Below are 18,813 nucleotides of genomic sequence, written 5' to 3' on the forward strand. Positions count from 1 at the left end.
CCCCTTTGATTACACCGATCAGACCCCGCGCCCGCCGACATGCGACCAAAGTTTCTCAGGCGGCAAATTGACACATCACCCCGAAGGCTCTTAACCTAGCCATCAGCGATTGTAAATTGGTCTTACCAATTATCCAAATCAGCTAAGCATGCATGACCAACAACAATTAGGGGCCACCCCATATGCAAACCTGGCAACAGCTTTACAGCCCACTCGGCAGCCTTGGCCTGTCCGCACTGGCCGCCGTTATTCCCATCGTATTTTTCTTCCTGGCCCTGGCGGTGTTTCGCCTTAAAGGCCATGTTGCCGGGAGCATCACCTTGGCGCTGTCGATCCTGGTGGCGATCTTCGCCTTCCAGATGCCGGTCGACATGGCATTCGCCGCTGCCGGCTACGGCTTTGCCTACGGCCTGTGGCCAATCGCCTGGATCATCGTCGCCGCAGTGTTCCTCTACAAACTGACGGTAAAGAGCGGCCAGTTCGAAGTGATCCGCAGCTCCGTGCTGTCGATTACCGATGACCAGCGCCTACAAGTGCTGCTGATCGGCTTCTGCTTCGGTGCATTCCTCGAAGGCGCCGCCGGTTTCGGCGCACCCGTGGCGATTACTGCCGCACTGCTGGTAGGACTGGGCTTCAACCCACTGTACGCCGCCGGCCTGTGCCTGATTGCCAACACCGCGCCAGTGGCGTTCGGCGCCCTGGGGATCCCGATCATCGTGGCTGGCCAGGTCACCGGCATCGACGCCTTCAAGATCGGCGCCATGACCGGCCGCCAACTGCCACTGCTGTCGCTGTTCGTACCGTTCTGGCTGGTGTTCATGATGGACGGTGTGCGCGGCGTCAAGGAAACCTGGCCTGCGGCACTGGTGGCCGGCTTGAGCTTTGCCATTACCCAGTACTTCACCTCCAACTTTATCGGCCCGGAACTGCCGGACATCACCTCGGCCCTGGCCAGCCTGATTTCCCTGACCCTGTTCCTGAAAGTCTGGCAGCCCAAGCGCACTGCGGGCGCACAGATTGCTGGCGCCACCTCCAGCGTTTCGATCACCGGCAGCGTCGGAGGTTTCGGCCAGCCGCGCACTTCCGTGGCATCGCCCTACAGCCTGATGGAAATTTTCAAGGCCTGGTCGCCGTTCCTGATCCTGACCGTGCTGGTCACCATCTGGACCCTCAAGCCGTTCAAGGCCATGTTCGCCGCCGGCGGCTCGATGTACAGCTGGGTGTTCAACTTTGCGATTCCGCACCTGGACCAGATGGTGATCAAGGTTGCGCCGATCGTCACCAACCCGACCGCCATCCCCGCGGTGTTCAAGCTGGATCCGATTTCCGCCACCGGCACGGCGATTTTCTTCTCCGCACTGATCTCCATGCTGGTGCTGAAGATCAATTTCAAAACTGGTCTGACCACTTTGAAAGAGACCTTCTACGAGCTGCGCTGGCCGATCCTGTCCATCGGCATGGTGTTGGCATTCGCGTTCGTGACCAACTACTCCGGCATGTCTTCGACCATGGCCCTGGTACTGGCCGGCACCGGTGCGGCATTCCCGTTCTTCTCGCCGTTCCTTGGCTGGCTGGGCGTGTTCCTCACCGGTTCCGATACCTCGTCCAACGCCCTGTTCAGCTCCCTGCAAGCCACCACCGCCCACCAGATCGGCGTCAACGACACCCTGCTGGTAGCGGCGAATACCAGTGGCGGCGTGACCGGCAAGATGATTTCCCCGCAATCGATCGCCGTGGCCTGCGCCGCGACCGGCCTTGTGGGCAAGGAATCCGACCTGTTCCGCTTCACCCTCAAGCACAGTCTGTTTTTCGCCACGATTGTCGGCCTGATTACTTACGCCCAGGCGTACTGGTTCACCGGCATGCTGGTGCATTAAGACCACAGGCAATACCGTAAGAACCGACGCCGCAGCCGCCTTGCGGCGTCAGCTATTCACAACCCAGTCTGCTGGACCGTGGCGCCCAGGCTCCCCAGACTGGGTGCTGCTGATCCTGGAGGACCCATGAGTCTGCCCATCGCGTTCCTTGATGCTGTCGCACGACTGATCCCGAAAGATCGGCGCTTCGACGATCCTCTTTCCACCCTGGCTTTCGGAACCGACGCCAGTTTTTACCGACTGATCCCACAGCTGGTGATCCGCGTCGAATCGGAAGATGAGGTGGTCGAACTCCTGCAACTGGCGCAACGCGACCGCGTGCCAGTGACCTTTCGTGCAGCCGGCACCAGCCTCTCCGGCCAGGCCATCAGCGATTCGGTGCTGATCGTACTCGGCGATAACTGGAACGGCCGCGAGATTCGGGGCCAAGGTACGCAAATCCGCCTGCAACCGGGAGTGATCGGGGCCCAGGCCAACGCCTGGCTTGCGCCGTTCGGGCGTAAGATCGGCCCGGATCCGGCGTCGATCAATGCCTGCAAGATCGGCGGAATTGTCGCCAACAATGCCAGCGGCATGTGCTGCGGCACTGCCCAGAACACCTACCACACCCTGGCCGGGATTCGCCTGGTGCTGGCCGACGGCAGCCGTCTCGACACCGAGGATGCCGCCAGCGTCGCGGCCTTCCGCGAGCAACACAGCCAGTTGCTTGAGCGCCTGGCCACCCTGGGCCGCGAGACCCGGGCCAATTCTGAATTGGCGGCGAAAATCCGCCATAAATACCGTCTGAAAAATACCACCGGCCTGTCACTCAATGCCCTGGTGGATTTCGACGAGCCGCTGGATATCCTCAGCCATTTGCTGGTGGGCTCCGAAGGCACCCTAGGCTTTATCAGCGCAGTGACCTACGACACGGTGATCGATCACCCCAACAAGGCATCGGCCCTGATCGTGTTCCCCGATGTAGAAACCTGCTGCAACGCCGTGACCGTGCTGAAAACCCAGCCCGTGTCGGCGGTCGAGTTGCTGGACCGACGCAGCATGCGCTCGGTGCAGGACAAACCCGGCATGCCCGCTTTCGTACAACAGCTATCGGAAGGTGCCTGCGCGCTCTTGATCGAATCCCGTGCAGCCTCGTCCACATTGCTGCATGAGCAACTGGCGCTGATCATGGCCTCGCTGGCCGACTTCCCGGTCGAGAAGCAAGTCGACTTCACCGAAGACCCGCTGGAAAACGCACGCCTGTGGGCAATCCGCAAGGACACCTTCCCTGCCGTCGGCGCCGTACGCAAGACGGGCACCACGGTGATCATCGAAGACGTGACCTTCCCGGTAGAGCAACTGGCCATTGGCGTGAATCGCTTGATCGAGTTGTTCGACAAGCATCACTACGATGAAGCCATCCTTTTCGGACACGCCCTGGAGGGCAATCTGCACTTTGTGTTCACCCAAGGCTTCAACAGCGCGGAAGAAGTCACACGCTACCAGGCGTTCATGGATGACGTGGCGCAACTGGTGGCCGTGGAGTTCGGCGGTTCGCTGAAAGCCGAGCACGGAACCGGGCGCAATATGGCGCCCTTCGTCGAACTGGAATGGGGCAGCGATGCCTACCAATTGATGTGGCAGCTCAAGCGCCTGCTCGACCCCAACGGCATTCTCAACCCGGACGTGGTGCTCAGCGAAGACCCGCAAATCCACCTCAAAAACCTCAAGCCGCTGCCCGCCGCCGACGAGATTGTGGATAAGTGCATCGAGTGCGGTTTCTGCGAGCCAGTATGCCCCTCCAAGGGCCTGACCCTGAGCCCGCGCCAGCGCATTGTGATCTGGCGCGATATCCAGGCACGCAAACGCGCGGGCATCGACACCACCGAACTGGAAGCGGCGTATCACTATCAAGGCATCGACACGTGTGCCGCCACCGGCTTGTGCGCCCAGCGCTGCCCGGTAGGCATCAATACCGGCGACCTAGTGAAAAAACTGCGCAGCCGTGAAGCAGGCAGTACGAAAACCGCCGAGTGGCTGGCCAGCCATTTCTCCACCGCGCTGCAAGGTGCACGCTTCACCCTGCATGTGGCCAACGGCGCCCGCATGCTACTGGGCGCGCCACGCCTGGCGAAACTCTCAGCCTCCGTGACCAAGCTGTCCAAGGGACAAATCCCGCAGTGGACCAGCGCTATGCCGCAGCCAGAAAAAGCCATCCGCTTCAGCCCTGCCGTCACCGATGAACGCCCACGCGTGGTCTACCTCGCAGCCTGTGTATCGCGGGCAATGGGCCCGGCAGCCGGCGACAAAGAGCAAATGTCGCTGTACGACAAAACCCGCGGCCTGCTGGAAAAAGCCGGCTACCAGGTAGTCATTCCGGACAATCCCGACAGCCTATGCTGCGGCCAGCCCTTTGCCTCCAAAGGCTACGCCGAACAGGCCGAGCACAAGCGCCAGGAACTGATCGGCGCCCTGCTCCACGCCAGCCGTGGCGGCCTCGACCCGATCTACTGCGACACCAGCCCCTGCACCCTGCGCCTGGTCCAGGACCTGGGGCAAACACGCCTGGACCTCTACGACCCGGTCCGTTTTATCCGTACCCACCTGATGGACCGCCTGGACTTCACACCCCAGGACGCGCCGATTGCCGTGCATGTCACCTGCAGCACCCAGCACCTAGGCGAAAGCCAGGCCCTGATTGACCTCGCCCGGCGTTGCAGCAACAACGTGGTAATCCCCGAAGGCATCCACTGCTGCGGGTTCGCCGGCGATAAAGGCTTCACTACGCCGGAACTCAACGCCCACTCCCTGCGTTCCCTCAAGGACGCCGTGCAGTACTGCAGCGAAGGCATCTCCACCAGCCGCACCTGTGAGATCGGTCTGACCCAGCACGGTGGGATCGATTACCACGGCCTGGTCTACCTGGTCGACCGGGTGACCCAGGCCCGCGCAATAAAAACGAACCCCTGCGCACTGGCGTAGTCACTTGCTTAAGCCCCGGGCAACCGGGGCCGACCCATGACCTCGCCGGCTGCCCGCACGTACCGCGCAGCATCGAGACCTCTTTGCACAAGGAGATACCCATGAAGCGTTCCGTACTGGCTGGTGTATTCGTTACCGCTGCGATGCTGGCCTCACCCGGGTTTGCCGCAAGTAACGAGGCAGATCTGTGCCAGATCAACCTGGATAAAATCAACAACAGCAAAGCCTTGCTCGCCACTGACAGCACAGGCAAAAGCGGCGAGATCGACACTGCCGTCTCCCAAGCCAAGGCTGCCCACACGGCCGGTGATGAGAAGAAGTGTATCGAGATCACCTCCAAGGCCCTGCAAGACCTGCAGAACCTGGATAAAGGCGGCAACCCATAACCCGCCAACCGCTCAAGGCCAACCTTTCGGGTTGGCCTTCTGTGACCGTTTGACGTACAATGCGTAGGCTTGTCGCTCACGATCACATCGAGCAACAAGCACGGGGCCGTTTAGGATTCGACGCCGGTTGCGAACCTTTAGGTGCATGCCGAGTTGGTAACAGAACTCGTAAATCCACTGTTGCAACTTTCTATAGTTGCCAATGACGAAACCTACGGGGAATACGCTCTCGCTGCGTAAGCAGCCTTAGCCCTTCCCTCCTGGTACCTTCGGGTCCAGCAATCATCAGGGGATGTCTGTAAACCCAAAGTGATTGTCATATAGAACAGAATCGCCGTGCAGTACGTTGTGGACGAAGCGGCTAAAACTTACACAACTCGCCCAAAGCACCCTGCCCTTCGGGTCGCTGAGGGTTAACTTAATAGAAACGGCTACGCATGTAGTACCGACAGCAGAGTACTGGCGGACGGGGGTTCAAATCCCCCCGGCTCCACCAATTGAAACACCAGAGAAGCCCGCCCAGTGCGGGCTTCGCTGTATCTGGAGTACCGAATATTGCTGAAAATCGCTGTGGACCAATGCCGATATTGGCGCGTCTCAGCAGCTTTTCACCAACACCTCCCCCGGCGTCCTGCCGACCGAACACCAATGGGACAGCGTCAGCCCCCTCTGAAAAGTGCTGCTGCTCTATCTGCAAACAAACGAACAGGGTGAAGAAAAGGAAGCTGGTCGGTGGGCATGAGGGTCGCCGCGTCCAACTGAGCTACGCCCGCCGACAAGCACTGGAAGACCTGTTTGTAGCCGGCCCACTTTGCCACGCTCAAAGGATATAGCGAACGCTGGCAAGCAATTCGGCCAGCACACAGCATATGAGAGAAAAACACAAAAAAAACCCGCGCAAACAACAAAAACTCCTACAATCCAAGGTCGATTTTCCTACACATTTTTTGCCCCCACTGATACCCATGAGATAGCCCCGTGAGTGACTCAGACAGCTCATCCGCGCCATTGGTTGACGTAGTGAAACTTGCCGCATCCCTTCAGCTTTTCGCAGATGATCGTGACTGGCAGCAGTTCCATTCCCCAAAAAATCTCATCCTGGCGCTCACTGGCGAGGTAGGAGAGCTGTGCGAGATTTTCCAATGGATGAGCGATGCCGATTCGCTCTCCGTAGCTAAAGATCCCGAAATCGGTCTAGCCGTGAAAGACGAATTGGCGGACGTACTGATGTATCTGGTTCGCCTGAGCAGCGTGCTCGGCATCGACCTCAATGAGGCGGTGACACGGAAACTTGCCTCGAACGGCCAGAAGTACCCCGTGGATAAAGCCAAAAGCAGCAGCAAAAAGTACGACCGATTCTGAACAACTCGAATCTAAGGACAGCCCGTGATCGTCTACGCTGCGACCAAACAGCAATTTCTTAAAGACAACGATAACGATGACATTGAGGAGGTGATCCTCAGGCATTTCAAGGAAGCCACCGGCAAGACCGTTGGCAGGTCGGAAATCAGGTCGTGGCAAGGATCTCTAACGTATATGGCCAAGGTCCTTAGGGATGAAGGCCTGCCGAGCGACGCGGGCCTGGCCATTGAGCTGCACATTCCGCAGTCGTCGAAGCGCATCGATTTTCTGCTCACCGGTCGCGACGAAAATCAGGCAAAAAAAGCCGTCTTGATCGAATTAAAGCAATGGAGCAAGGCCAGCGCCACTACCAAGGATGCCATCGTCAAAACAGCATTGGGTGGTGGCCTCGTTGAGACCATTCACCCGTCCTATCAAGTATGGTCATACGCCGCGCTGCTGGAGGGCTTCAACGAGGCGGTGTATGACAAAAGCATCGAGATCCGTCCGTGTGCCTACCTTCATAACTACGTCAGCGACGGCATCATCGACTCAGCTCACTACGAGCCCCACATCAGCAAAGCCCCACTGTTCCTGAAAGGGCCGGAGGAGCTCACCAAACTCAGAAGCTTCCTGAAAAAGCATATTGCTCACGGCGACAACAAAGAGGTTCTCTACGAACTGTCCGATGGGAAAATCCGTCCGTCCAAAGCGCTAGCCGAGGCCCTCGAAGGGCTGATGACAGGCAAGCCAGAGTTCGTATTGATTGACGATCAAAAAGCAATTTTTGAATCAGCGCTTGCGGCAGCAAGCGAAGCCTCGGACCAGGCACCAAAGGTGCTGATCATTGAGGGGGGCCCGGGCACCGGGAAAACTGTTCTGGCTATCAATTTACTGGTGAGGCTCACAGATTTGAGGCTGTTAAGCAAATATGTCTCGAAGAATGCCGCCCCACGCAAGGTCTACGAAAGCAAACTGGTTGGCACCATCAAACGCAGCCATTTCTCGAATTTCTTTTCAGGCTCTGGGGCGTTCATCGACACTCAGCCCAACACATTCGATGCGCTTATCGTGGACGAAGCCCACCGGCTGAATGAGAAAAGCGGGCTTTATGGGAACCTTGGCGAAAACCAGATCAAGGAGCTGATTGAATCAGCGAAATGCTCAATTTTCTTCATCGATGAAGATCAGCGTGTGACCCTGAGCGACATAGGCAGCAAGCAGGCAATACGCGCCTTTGCCAAAGCCAAGGGTGCTGTGGTCGAGGAATATGTGCTGTCTTCACAGTTTCGCTGCAGTGGTTCTGACGGTTACATGGCATGGCTGGATGACGTGCTTGGCATTCGCTCGACAGCAAATCCGACGCTCAACATCTCGGAGTACGAGTTCAAGGTATTCGACTCACCTCAGGCGCTGCATGACGCCATTGACGAGAAAAACCATGGAAACAAGGCTCGTGTGGTCGCGGGCTATTGCTGGCCTTGGCTCAGCAAGAAAGACTCCAAGGCCACTGACATCGTTATCGGCAATGACTACGCACGCCAATGGAATCTGGATCAGGATGGCAGCTTGTGGATCATCGCTGAGAACTCCATTGAACAGGTCGGTTGTATCCACACCTGCCAAGGGCTGGAAGTTGATTATATTGGAGTGATCATCGGACCAGATCTGGTCGTGCGTGATGGGCAGGTGGTAACGTCGCCGCATGAGCGAGATAAGAACGACAAATCGATTCGTGGCTGGAAGAAGTTGATGAAGGAGCAACCTGCTCTGGCGCAGCAAGATACAGACCTGATCATCAAAAACACGTATCGAACATTGATGACTCGTGGGATGAAAGGCTGCTACCTATACTGTACTGATCAGGAGACCGCGCAATACTTTGAGAGCCGACTTGCCAGGCACAGTAACGGCTGATGGGCCCGCCGGTAGGATGTCACTATCCAGGATTCAGCCTCACAAAAAAACGTAGGTTGAACACAGTAGAAAACTAAGGCTCGATTACCCATCGCCCGCGCAACATTCCTTTCAGCTCATCAACGCTCAGAGTCATATGCCGCTTGCGATGGACCATCGCGTGACAGTTCGCGCACAACGTAACGAGGTCAGTCTCAGGATTCACGGCTTTCTCACCACCAAAGTCCGAAATCGGCACTATATGGTGAACGTGAATGAACCCCTTCGCGTGCTCGCCGTACGCCTGTTCGAAATCAAAGCCACATGCCTTGCAGTCAAGGCCGTGGATAGAAATGGCCTTCACCCTCAGATCTTTCCGGCGCTCGTAGCGGGTTCCAAAGTAACTTAATTTGCTCCCTTCATTGGCCGATTCAAAGGTCAATGGATCGCCTTCGAAATTTGGTGCGACCTGGTCAGCCTGGGAAGACAGGAGCTTCGCATGACTTAGGATTGCATCGTAATCCAGTTGGGAAATGGACCGAACCCCGTCACGCCAATAGTTGTTCACTCGAGTAGCGGGAATCGTCTCTAGGTACACTCCGTTAATTTTCGAGGGGATAGCGCCTTCAAACGGAGTGAAGTTTTCGATCAAAGCAAAAAGGTCCCCCTTATCACTCCTCCGGTCTGCGTAGACCTTGCCGATGCGTGCCATACCAAAATAATGCGGATCGGCGCTGAGGCGGACAGAAGCAAAAGTTTTGTCCTTGATGCGTCCTTTGTAATAGATCACTTCGGTTCCTTCAGCAAGCCAGGCTTGGTACCGCTTGGGGAAGTGATAGACAGCACCGGTTTCGTCTTGCCATTGCGATGTGTCGTTTTCAACGATGACTGCGGGCATTCCATTTCCTCTAGACTGATGGCGAAAGCCTACCAAAAATGAGGAAGTTTCTTACAAGATATTTAAGATTTACGTCCTTGCTTAACGTCAGCTCCGCTCTGGTGAACTCATACCACCGATCGTGATGAGTATCGCCCGGTAGAGCGGTATTCCAATTGGTATTCCAGCAAAAATTTAAGATTATTATTCTTTATATAAATTAATAAGATGAGAAAGCTTTTCAGCTTCCCCCGGCCTAAAGACGTCCAAGAACGTCTTTCCTGTACCCCACGATTAATCCCATCCCCCCCAAAAAACCTCAACCCCGCACCCCCAAAATAATATGCGAAGCCTTAATCACCGCAGTAGCACCAACGCCCGGCATCAGCCCCAACTCTGCAACTGCATCGCGGGTGACGATGGAGTAGACCTTCGACCCTCCTGCCAGCTCGATAACTACTTCAGCGTTGACCGCACCATCGTTGACGCTCAACACCTTGCCTTCCAGGCAGTTGCGCGCCGACAGGCGAATGTCGCTGGATTCGGTCATCAGCATCACCCACGGTGCCTTGATCAGGGCGACTGCGTCTTTACCCACCGCAATCCCGAGGTTGCGGATGCTTTCCATGGTCACCACGGCAACCAGTTGCTCGCCGCCCGGTAGGGTCAATACCACTTCGGCGTTGACGGCCCCTGCCTGGACCTGGCTGACACGGCCGTTGAATACGTTGCGTGCACTGACTTTCATGAGAGAGGCCTTTTTTGACTTTTCAGTTAAGAACTCCAGCCATCATTACGCTTAGTGCTGTGTAAAGACAACGACAGCGATTCGCGCAGCAGGCTCAAGCCCGTACATACACCCAGGCCCGGCTGCCCGATTTGAGGGCCACGCTAACTCGTTTGTAGTCCGCCACCTCGTAGGCATCGGCGGCAATCAGTTCCTGCTGGGTAATCTCGAAAACAGTGCCGGCGATTTCATCCTGCAGGTTGGCGCTCTCCTGCACGATGGGATGATGGGTTTTCCCACTGGCGGCCAGCACCGCGGGGTCGGTGATTTCGACCAGTTGTTGCGTGTAACCGGGCAGCGTATCGGGGCGGCCCTTCAATTCGCGGCCAAAATTGGACAGCTGCACGGCCTTGTCCTGCAAGGTGCCGTAGGAAAACAACAGAACCGCTTGCTCGATGTCATGTGTCATGGAGTTTCCTTGGGTAAGTCTTCATAAAACCTGCCGCTGTTAGAAAGCGCAGGTCATTCGCTATGTAGTTTTGTATATTGCGATATTCGTCAATGATACAGCCATGAGCCCTCATCATGACCACCTCTAGCGCGCAAGACGGTGCCGAGCGTTGCCGCACCCGTGAGCATCATCAACGTGTGATCCTGCAGGCTGCCTGCGAGGAATTCGCCGCCACAGGCTTCGACGCGACCCAGACCCGCACCATCGCAGCACGCGCCGGGGTCCCTAAGGCAAACCTCTATTACTACTTCCACAGTAAAGAAAACCTGTACGCCCAGGTGCTGCTCAGCTTTGTAGAGCCCCTGCTCCAGGCGTCTGCAGAACTGCGCGCCAGCGACGATCCGGTGGTGGCACTACAGGCCTATGTCCATGCCAGGATTCGCATCCTTGAGCAAAACCCGCTGACCTCGAAGGTCTTCAGCCACGAACTGCTGCTTGGAGGCAAGCAACTCCCGGATGAATGCAGGGACCTGCTCCAGGCCGAGGTGCGGCGTAATGTCGAATGCCTGCGCAACTGGATCGACCGTGGCCTGCTTGGCCCTTTTGATCCGGAACACTTGATGCTGTTCATCTGGTCGGCAACGCGGACCTATACCAACCTCGGCTGGCAGATGTCGTTGATTACCGGCAAGCCAACACCCGACGACGCCGACTATGCGTGCGCGGCCGCGACTATTACGCGAATGGTGCTGCGCGGGGTAATCCCCGGTACACCGCCAGGTTACTGACCGCCCTCTTCACAAACAGCCTTCAACCCCAAGACGGTGGTCGGCGTGCTGCCAATATGCGTCTGCGTGGCAACCACCATATTGGCCCCGGTATCACCTTCCAGATGATATGGCTTGCCATCACAGGCCTTGGCGGCCTTTTGGTTGATGTTTTCCAACAAGCCTTCGCGGGAGTTAAAGATGCTGCCGTGGCTGGTGATCATGTATTGGCCGGGCGCGATCTCATTGACGCCGGTGAAGGTGCAACCCGTCAGGGCCAAGGCAATACATCCGCTTAACAGTAATGCTTTCAAGTGCTCGAACTCCTGTAAGGGCCTGACGATTGCGCAGGCGCCGCGCATTGTCGAGCAATCGGCAGCCCCTGGCCATAAGTGAACAGGCTTCAACTAGCGCCTGACGAATCATCGTTTGTCCCCGCCATAGGCCTGAAATCTAATCCATCGCAAACAACTAACAATAACTGCGATGGAGCAGACCCACCCATGTCCCCTACCTTTTCTCTATTGATCCTTGGCGCGTCAATCCTGTTGATTGTCGTGCTGATCGGTAAATGCCGTGTGCATCCATTCCTCGCCCTGATCGCCGCCAGCCTGCTGGTGGGGGTCGGCACGGGCATGACTCCCACCGCGATTGTCTCGGCATTTGAGAAGGGCATGGGCAGCACGCTCGGCTTTCTCGCCGGCATCATTGGGTTGGGCAGTATTCTCGGCAAGTTGCTGGAAGAGTCTGGCGGCGCCAAGCGCATTGCGACCACGCTGCTACGGCTGCTGGGTGAGCAGAACGCCGCGTGGGCGATGATGCTGGTGGGCTTTATTGCCGGGATTCCGGTGTTCTTCGAGGTGGGATTTGTGCTGCTGATCCCGCTGATTTATGTGGTTGCCCGTCAGACCCGGATCAACCTGCTGTACCTGGGCGTGCCGCTGGCGACCTCGCTGATGGTGGTGCACTGCATCCTGCCGCCGCACCCTGCCGCCACGGCCATTACCGGCATGCTCAATGCCGATATCGGCAAGGTGATTCTGTACGGGCTGATCGTCGGGTTGCCCACTGCCGTGATCGCCGGGCCGATCTGGGTCAAGCTGACCTGCGCGCGGCAGGCCCCGGCCGGCCAGGCGCAGTTCCTGGCCGAGCGCGGCGAAGGGAACATCGACGACAGCCAATCCCCCAGCTTCGCGATTGCGATGATCACCGTGCTGTTGCCCTTGGCGCTGATGGTGGGCAAAACCCTGGCCACCCCCTTGCTGGCCAAAGGCTCGATGGCGTTTGAGTGGGTATCTTTTATAGGCAACCCGCTGATTGCGCTCGTACTGTCGATTTGCTTTGCCTACTGGTCCCTGGGCCTGCGCCGTGGGCTGGGCATGGGCGACCTGCTTGACCTGACCCACCGCTGCTTCCCGCCACTGGCCGGCATTTTGCTGGTGATCGGTGCAGGTGGGGCGTTCAACGACATGCTGGTCGGCAGCGGCATCGGCAAAGTCCTGGCGGACGTGCTGGGCCAGTCCAACATCAACCCGATCCTCCTGGCGTGGTTGATCGCCGGGCTGATGCACTTCGCCGTGGGCTCGGCCACCGTCGCCATGATCAGCACCGCCGGCATGGTGCTGCCGATCCTCGGACAGAACCCGCAATACAGCCCCGAGATCCTGGTGATCGCCATCGGTGCCGGCGCCATCGGCTGGACCCACGTGACCGACTCGGCGTTCTGGGTCGTAAAAGAGTACCTGGGGATTTCCCTCTCCGAGGCCCTCAAGAAATTCACCGGCGCCACCGTGCTCGCCTCGGTAGCGGCCCTGGTCTTTACCCTGATTCTTTCCCGGTTTGTGTGATGAACCCCACCCCAAAGGCAGTTCCCATGATTCAAGGCAAAACCCTAGACGCCTGGTATGCAAGTCATCCCGTTATCCAGCAACTGGTCGCGCTTGAGCCGGTCAGTTGGTTCAACCCCGCGATCGCCCCGGCCGCTGTAGGGCTGGGGGATGTCGGCCTGACCCTGGACGATGTACAAGACGCCAGCGCGCGCCTGCTTCGCTTCGCGCCCTATCTCGCCAAGGTGTTCCCGGAGACGGCGGCGGCGGGCGGCATCATCGAGTCCGCGATCCAGCCGCTGAAGGCCATGCAGCACGCGCTGTTGAGCGAGGCCGCCCTCCCCGACAGCGGCGCGCTGTGGCTGAAAAAAGACAGCGACCTGCCGATCTCCGGCTCGATCAAGGCCCGTGGCGGTATCCATGAAGTGCTCAAGCACGCCGAAGACCTGGCCCTGCAGGCAGGCCTGATCACCCTCGACGACAACTACGCAGCCTTGGCCGGCGAGCGCGCACTGGCGTTTTTCAGCCAGTACAAAATCGCCGTGGGCTCCACCGGCAACCTGGGCCTGTCCATCGGCATCATCAGCGCCAAGCTGGGTTTCCAGGCGACGGTGCACATGTCCTCCGATGCCCGCCAATGGAAGAAGGACAAACTGCGCGCCAGCGGCGTGACGGTGGTGGAATACGCCTCTGACTACAGCGTTGCCGTGGAAAACGGCCGCCTGCAGGCGCAAAACGATCCGGCCTGCTATTTCATCGATGATGAAAACTCGCCCCACCTGTTCCTCGGCTATGCCGTGGCCGCCGAGCGCCTGGCCCGGCAATTTGAAGTGGCCGGGGTGCGGGTAGACGCCGAGCACCCGCTGTTCGTGTATCTGCCCTGCGGTGTTGGCGGCGGCCCTGGTGGCGTGGCATTTGGCTTGAAGCTGGCGTTTGGCGATGCGGTGCATTGTGTGTTTGCCGAGCCGACCCACTCCCCATGCATGCTGCTCGGTGTGTACAGCGGGCTGCACGACCAGGTGAGCGTGCAGGACTTCGGCATCGACAACGTCACCGCGGCTGACGGCCTGGCAGTGGGCCGCCCCTCCGGCTTCGTCGGCAAGGCGATGCAGCGCCTGATCGATGGCTACTACACCGTCACCGACGAAGAGCTCTACCGCCTGATGTTCCTCGCCCACGACCTTGAAGGGGTAAAACTCGAACCTTCGGCCCTGGCCGGCGCGCCAGGCATTGTGCGGGTACTCAAGGACGCGCAGTATTTGCAGCGCATTGGCGTCGGTGCCGCACAACTGGCCAACGCCACGCACTTGATCTGGGGTACCGGCGGCAGCATGGTACCTGCGCAGGAGTACGCGACTTATCTGGATAAGGGGCGTGCTCTGCAAACGACAATCCACCGCTGATCGCCGGCGGCTGACGCGAAGAGGGATACCCACATGGCAGTACTTGGCCTGAGCAAAGCGCCCAAGCTCAACGGCGCCCACCTGTCCAACCTGCATACGTTCCTGGTCGCCGCCCGCCACCTCAGCTTCGCCCGCGCCGCCGACGAACTGTGCCTGACCGCCAGTGCGGTCAGTCACCGCATAGCGCGCCTGGAAGAAGAACTGTCGCTCAAGCTGTTCCATCGCTTGCCGCGCAAGGTCGACCTGACCGATGACGGCGAGCGCATTTTCAAGGTCATGCAGCACACCATGGACACCCTGTCCGAGGCTGTGCAGGAGCGTTCCGATACGCAGATCGAAGGCCAGCTGTGCTTCTACGCCAGGCCTTCCGTCGCGCAATGCTGGCTGGTGCCAAGGCTGGCCGATTTCACCGCCCGCTACCCCGGGATTCAACTGGATGTGCGGGTCGGCAACGAACCGATCGACTATCGCACCCGGCGCATTGACCTGGTGCTGTGCTACTCCAACGGCGAGCATCCGGGCCTGGCAAGCCTGCGCCTGATGCCCGAGCGGATTGCCCCGGTGTGCAGCCCGCAATATGCCCAGGCCCATGGCCTGATGGGGCACCCGGAACGCTTGGCACAGTGCACGGTGCTGCACGATGTGGCGGCATGGGACAACATTTCATTCGATGCAGAATGGCGTTTATGGCTGGATGCGGTGGGCGACAGCAGCCCATTGCCAAGCCGCTTCATGACCTTTGACCGCTCCGACTTGAGCACCCTCGCGGCAATCAACCACGCGGGCGTCGCCATCGGCCGCGAGCAACTGGTGCGCAAGCGCGTGCAGGATGGCGAGTTGGTACTGCCGTTCGGCGGGTTCAGCGAGGCGGTCAATTACGGTTACTACCTGGTCCACCCCGCCCACGAAACCCTGCCCAGACGGCTCAAGGCGCTGATCGACTGGCTGGTCGAGCAAGCGGACAATTGACGCCTCTACCCGCGCGCAAATCACGCTGACCTCAGGACTTCGCCATGCCGCTGAACTTTCACAAGATGCACGCCAATGGCGATGATTTTGTCGTTGTCGACGCACGCAACGCCACCAACCCTATCACCAGCGCCCTGGCCAAGCGCATGGGGGATCGCCACCGTGGGGTTGGCTTCAACCAACTGGCGGTGATGCTCGATTGCGACGATGCACAGGCGCGGGTGGAGTTCTGGAATGCCGATGGTTCTGCGCTGGATACCTGTGGCAGCGCCACGCGAGGGGTTGCCGAGCGCTTGATGCGCGAATCCAACAGCACCTCGGTGATACTGCGAACCAACCGTGGCCTGCTTACCTGCGAACAAACCAGCAGCGGCGCGATTACCGTGAGCATGGGCGAACCGCTGCTCGACTGGTCGCAGATCCCCTTGGCCACGGCCATGGATAGCCTACGGCTGCCACTGGCCGGAGAGCCCACCGCATGCAGCATGGGTAATCCGCACTGCACCTATTTTGTCGATGATCTGGCGAACATTGACATCGCGGCCGTCGGCTCGTTGATTGAAACCAACCCGCTGTTTCCCGCGCGCACGAATGTGCATTTCGTCAAAGTCATCAACCGCCGGCATATCCGGCTGCGCATTTGGGAGCGCGGTGGTGGCGTGCCGTTGGGGTCTGGCTCGTGCTCGTGTGGTGCGGCGATCAATGGGATACGTCGGGGGCTGCTGGACGATTGCGTTGAGGTTGAATGTGATGGGGGCAGCGTCACGGTGCAATGGCGTGGCACCGGCCCGGTGCTGCTTACCGGGCCGGTTGAATGGGTGTTTTCAGGGACGTTTGCGGCCTAGAAATCCCAGCGCGTAGTCACCATCACATTGCGCGGGTCGCCGTAATACGCCGAGTCGTAGAAGCCGATGTTGGTGTAGTACGCCTTGTCGAACAGGTTGTTGACGTTGAGCGTGGCCGACAGGTTTTCCGTCAGTTGATAACGGGCCATCAGGTCCACCAGCCAGTACGGGTCCTGGGTGAATTTTTCGCTCTGGCGCGTGCCGGGGTTGTTGACGTTTTGCCAACCGGCAGCCTGCCAACGCGCTCCACCACCCAGGGTGAGTTTGTCCAGGCGGCCCTGGAGTTTGTAGCTGGTGTAGAAACTCAGTTGATCTTCCGGCTCCCAGGTGGCGACCTTTTTCTTGTCGGCATCGCGGGCGATCTTGTGGGTGTAGCCGGCCTGTAGCTGCCAGCCGGGGCTCAGTTCACCGGAGATTTCCGCTTCGTAGCCCTTGGTCTCGGTTTTAGTGCCGATGTAGGAGTAGTCCACGCCCGGCTGGGAGTTGTAGGCCGTATCAGCAACCGGGCGATTTTTTTCGTGGACCTCGAAGTAAGCCAGGCTGGCGTTCAGGCGCCCGTCGAAGAACTCACTCTTGAGGCCCAGTTCGTAGTTCTTGCCTTCGTTGGGATCAAGCATGGTGCGCGTACGGTCGCGATACTGGGTTTGTGGCTGGAAGATTTCGGTGTAGCTGGCGTAGGCCGTGAAGTTGTCGTTGAGGTCGTAGGTCAGGCCGGCATAGGGCACGACCTTGCCGCTTTCCCGGGTGTCGCTGGTGCCCGTGACCTGATAGTTGGCGATGCGCGTGCCCAGCAGCAAGTGCAGGTCCTCCATCAGGCTGAAGCGCCCGGTGATGTAGCTGCCGGTCTGGCGCGTGGTTTCGTCGCTGATCCTGGTCGGTTGGTTCCACAGCGGCTCGATGGCTTCGCCGTGCCACTTGTAGAAGTCGTAGGAGTTGTCGAAATAGGTCGCGCTGCCGTAGTCCTTGCCCTTCCATTTGGAGATGGACAACGACTGGCCCACCACCAGTTGATGCTCACGACCAAACAACTCAAACGGCCCGGACGCGTACACATCGACGCTGTCACTGGTGGTCTCGCCGGTGTATTTACGCGCAAAGATCGAGCTGGCGGTCAGCGAGTCCTGGGAGATGTAGCCCAGGGGCGCGTTGTAGCCGTTGATCTGATGGTTGTACTGGCCCTTGGTCACCCAGCCATTGTCGAAGGTGTGTTCCAAGGTGGCGAACAGGGTGCGGGTGTACTGCTCCCAACTGCTCCACTTCGGCCCGTTGTTGAACGAGCGCGGCAGGTCCAGTTTGTTGCCGGCCGGGTCGAAGATGGTCCGCGTACCGGTCCAGCTGGAGCCTTTCGGGTCGCTGTCCTGATAGTCGGCGCCCAGGGTCAGCAGGGTGTCGGGATCAAGGTCGAATTCAAGGATGCCGTAGTAAACGCCGGTCTTGCGCGAATAGTGGTCGAGAAACGATTTTTTATCCTGGTACGCCGCCACCGCCCGGCCGCGCACGTTGCCGGTTTCGGTCAACGGGCCGCTGACGTCGATCTGCGAGCGGTAGTTGTCCCAGGAGCCGGCGCCCAGTTCGATGCTGCTCTTGAACTCCGAGGTCGGCTTCTTGCGAATCAGGTTGATGGTACCGCCCGGGCCGCCCGCGCCGGTGAGCAGGCCGGTGGCGCCCTTGAGCACTTCGACCCGGTCATACAGGGCCATGTCGGTCAGGGTCTGCCCCGCCGAGTACTGCGCGTCGCGCAGGGTGGGGATGCCGTCGTACTGGAAGTTGACGATGGAAAAACCACGGGAATAGTAGTTGGTGCGCTCGGTGTCGTAGGTCGACACGGTGATGCCGGGCGTGTGGCGCATCACGTCGTCGATGGCATTGAGGCCGAAGTCATCCATCACCTGGCGCGTGACCACCGAGATCGATTGCGGCGTTTCCCGTGGGGTGAGCACCATCCGCGTGGCGGTGGCAATCGTGCCCGGGGTGTAGGAGCCAGTGCCTTCGGTGATCGAGCCCAACTGGTTGACGCTGATCTGCGTGGCCTGCAATTGCACTTGCCCGTCTGCGACGGCCCGCGCCACCACACGATAGCTGCCCTGCTCATACTCGGCCTGCAGGCCCAGCGGTGCCAGCAGGCGCTCAAGCCCCTCGGCCAGGGCAAAACTGCCGTGCAAGCCCTGGCTGTGCACACCCTTGGCCAGCGCCGAATCGATAGCGATCATCACGCCCGCCTGATTGCCGAAAGCACCCAGCACGCGGTCCAGGCTGCCGGCAGCGATGTCGTAGGACTGGCGCGGGGCCTGTTCGGTAGCCGGTTGCGCAGTGGCGGCCATGGCGCCGTGGCTGGCCGTGGCCACGGTTAAACCAACGATTATGGCGCGCAGGGCGCTGGCAAGCGGAGTGACGCGGCTGTGCATAAAGACTGTCCTGTGGTGAAAGGTTGGGGGCGCTCTTATTCAGCGTCTTCCCTGTCTTGATGCACGAGATGGCAAATACTGC

At 59.1% G+C, this 18,813-nt stretch carries 15 protein-coding genes and 1 other RNA gene; 11 read left to right on the top strand and 5 right to left on the bottom strand.

Annotation, left to right across the window (positions count from 1 at the left end; all coding sequences use genetic code 11):
• Positions 1-182 precede the first annotated feature (182 nt).
• From AC19YY_RS24460 to AC19YY_RS24485, 6 genes are all read left to right on the top strand, one after another.
• Positions 183-1,877 carry a lactate permease LctP family transporter gene (locus tag AC19YY_RS24460; RefSeq protein WP_169955093.1) on the top strand — a complete coding sequence of 565 codons (1,695 nt, stop codon included), beginning with the start codon at positions 183-185 and terminating at the stop codon, positions 1,875-1,877.
• Positions 1,878-2,003: 126 nt separating this feature from the next.
• The gene (locus AC19YY_RS24465) at positions 2,004-4,838 is read left to right on the top strand and encodes an FAD-binding and (Fe-S)-binding domain-containing protein (protein WP_500605006.1); all 2,835 of its coding nucleotides are present in this window, start codon (positions 2,004-2,006) and stop codon (positions 4,836-4,838) included.
• A gap of 101 nt (positions 4,839-4,939) precedes the next feature.
• Positions 4,940-5,224, top strand: coding sequence for a PA2433 domain-containing protein (locus AC19YY_RS24470; RefSeq protein ID WP_500605007.1), 285 nt, complete (start codon positions 4,940-4,942; stop codon positions 5,222-5,224).
• A 102-nt stretch (positions 5,225-5,326) separates the two neighbouring features.
• Positions 5,327-5,720: a transfer-messenger RNA gene (ssrA, locus tag AC19YY_RS24475) on the top strand.
• Positions 5,721-6,202: 482 nt separating this feature from the next.
• The gene (locus tag AC19YY_RS24480) at positions 6,203-6,586 is read left to right on the top strand and encodes a nucleotide pyrophosphohydrolase (protein ID WP_500605008.1); all 384 of its coding nucleotides are present in this window, start codon (positions 6,203-6,205) and stop codon (positions 6,584-6,586) included.
• 24 nt (positions 6,587-6,610) lie between these two features.
• On the top strand, positions 6,611-8,482 hold the full coding sequence (locus tag AC19YY_RS24485; RefSeq protein WP_500605009.1) for a DNA/RNA helicase domain-containing protein: 1,872 nt from the start codon (positions 6,611-6,613) through the stop codon (positions 8,480-8,482).
• A 73-nt stretch (positions 8,483-8,555) separates the two neighbouring features.
• Here AC19YY_RS24485 and AC19YY_RS24490 read toward each other — a convergent pair whose 3' ends face one another.
• The 3 genes from AC19YY_RS24490 to AC19YY_RS24500 all read right to left on the bottom strand — a co-directional run bounded on the left by AC19YY_RS24490 (position 8,556) and on the right by AC19YY_RS24500 (position 10,534).
• Positions 8,556-9,359: an HNH endonuclease gene (locus tag AC19YY_RS24490; RefSeq protein ID WP_500605010.1), complete on the bottom strand. Its 804-nt coding sequence runs from the start codon at positions 9,357-9,359 to the stop codon at positions 8,556-8,558.
• Positions 9,360-9,657: 298 nt separating this feature from the next.
• Positions 9,658-10,086, bottom strand: a complete 429-nt coding sequence (locus tag AC19YY_RS24495; protein ID WP_170058521.1) for a TOBE domain-containing protein — start codon at positions 10,084-10,086, stop codon at positions 9,658-9,660.
• A 94-nt stretch (positions 10,087-10,180) separates the two neighbouring features.
• Positions 10,181-10,534, bottom strand: a complete 354-nt coding sequence (locus tag AC19YY_RS24500; RefSeq protein WP_169955100.1) for a gamma-glutamylcyclotransferase family protein — start codon at positions 10,532-10,534, stop codon at positions 10,181-10,183.
• Positions 10,535-10,650: 116 nt separating this feature from the next.
• Here AC19YY_RS24500 and AC19YY_RS24505 point away from each other — a divergent pair, with 116 nt between their 5' ends.
• Positions 10,651-11,304 (top strand): TetR/AcrR family transcriptional regulator, encoded by a 654-nt coding sequence (locus tag AC19YY_RS24505; protein WP_169955101.1) that lies wholly within the window; start codon positions 10,651-10,653, stop codon positions 11,302-11,304.
• Here AC19YY_RS24505 and AC19YY_RS24510 read toward each other — a convergent pair.
• On the bottom strand, positions 11,298-11,597 hold the full coding sequence (locus AC19YY_RS24510) for a hypothetical protein (protein ID WP_500605011.1): 300 nt from the start codon (positions 11,595-11,597) through the stop codon (positions 11,298-11,300). The two genes, AC19YY_RS24505 and AC19YY_RS24510, sit on opposite strands and share 7 nt — an antisense overlap.
• 189 nt (positions 11,598-11,786) lie before the next feature.
• Here AC19YY_RS24510 and AC19YY_RS24515 point away from each other — a divergent pair, with 189 nt between their 5' ends.
• The 4 genes from AC19YY_RS24515 to dapF are packed head-to-tail and all read left to right on the top strand — an operon-like array spanning position 11,787 to position 16,326.
• Entirely contained in the window at positions 11,787-13,130 is a 1,344-nt protein-coding gene (locus tag AC19YY_RS24515) for a GntT/GntP/DsdX family permease (protein ID WP_500605012.1), read from the top strand.
• A 26-nt stretch (positions 13,131-13,156) separates the two neighbouring features.
• Positions 13,157-14,512 carry a D-serine ammonia-lyase gene (gene dsdA, locus AC19YY_RS24520; RefSeq protein WP_500605013.1) on the top strand — a complete coding sequence of 452 codons (1,356 nt, stop codon included), beginning with the start codon at positions 13,157-13,159 and terminating at the stop codon, positions 14,510-14,512.
• A gap of 33 nt (positions 14,513-14,545) precedes the next feature.
• On the top strand, positions 14,546-15,481 hold the full coding sequence (gene dsdC / locus AC19YY_RS24525) for a DNA-binding transcriptional regulator DsdC (protein ID WP_169955105.1): 936 nt from the start codon (positions 14,546-14,548) through the stop codon (positions 15,479-15,481).
• A 44-nt stretch (positions 15,482-15,525) separates the two neighbouring features.
• Positions 15,526-16,326, top strand: coding sequence for a diaminopimelate epimerase (gene dapF, locus AC19YY_RS24530; RefSeq protein WP_500605014.1), 801 nt, complete (start codon positions 15,526-15,528; stop codon positions 16,324-16,326).
• Here the strand turns inward: dapF and AC19YY_RS24535 are convergent.
• Positions 16,323-18,731 (bottom strand): TonB-dependent siderophore receptor, encoded by a 2,409-nt coding sequence (locus tag AC19YY_RS24535; protein WP_500605015.1) that lies wholly within the window; start codon positions 18,729-18,731, stop codon positions 16,323-16,325. The genes dapF and AC19YY_RS24535 overlap by 4 nt on opposite strands.
• Between the last annotated feature and the right edge of the window lie 82 nt (positions 18,732-18,813).

The organism is Pseudomonas sp. MF09156, from assembly GCF_059862305.1.

Bases quoted from the DNA above. Each gene is read 5' to 3' on its own strand.
- AC19YY_RS24460 (WP_169955093.1), top strand. From the start codon at position 183: ATGCAAACCTGGCAACAGCTTTACAGCCCACTCGGCAGCCTTGGCCTG.
- AC19YY_RS24465 (WP_500605006.1), top strand. From the start codon at position 2,004: ATGAGTCTGCCCATCGCGTTCCTTGATGCTGTCGCACGACTGATCCCG.
- AC19YY_RS24470 (WP_500605007.1), top strand. From the start codon at position 4,940: ATGAAGCGTTCCGTACTGGCTGGTGTATTCGTTACCGCTGCGATGCTG.
- AC19YY_RS24490 (WP_500605010.1), bottom strand. From the start codon at position 9,359: ATGCCCGCAGTCATCGTTGAAAACGACACATCGCAATGGCAAGACGAA.
- AC19YY_RS24495 (WP_170058521.1), bottom strand. From the start codon at position 10,086: ATGAAAGTCAGTGCACGCAACGTATTCAACGGCCGTGTCAGCCAGGTC.
- AC19YY_RS24500 (WP_169955100.1), bottom strand. From the start codon at position 10,534: ATGACACATGACATCGAGCAAGCGGTTCTGTTGTTTTCCTACGGCACC.
- AC19YY_RS24505 (WP_169955101.1), top strand. From the start codon at position 10,651: ATGACCACCTCTAGCGCGCAAGACGGTGCCGAGCGTTGCCGCACCCGT.
- AC19YY_RS24515 (WP_500605012.1), top strand. From the start codon at position 11,787: ATGTCCCCTACCTTTTCTCTATTGATCCTTGGCGCGTCAATCCTGTTG.
- dsdA (WP_500605013.1), top strand. From the start codon at position 13,157: ATGATTCAAGGCAAAACCCTAGACGCCTGGTATGCAAGTCATCCCGTT.
- dsdC (WP_169955105.1), top strand. From the start codon at position 14,546: ATGGCAGTACTTGGCCTGAGCAAAGCGCCCAAGCTCAACGGCGCCCAC.
- dapF (WP_500605014.1), top strand. From the start codon at position 15,526: ATGCCGCTGAACTTTCACAAGATGCACGCCAATGGCGATGATTTTGTC.
- AC19YY_RS24535 (WP_500605015.1), bottom strand. From the start codon at position 18,731: ATGCACAGCCGCGTCACTCCGCTTGCCAGCGCCCTGCGCGCCATAATC.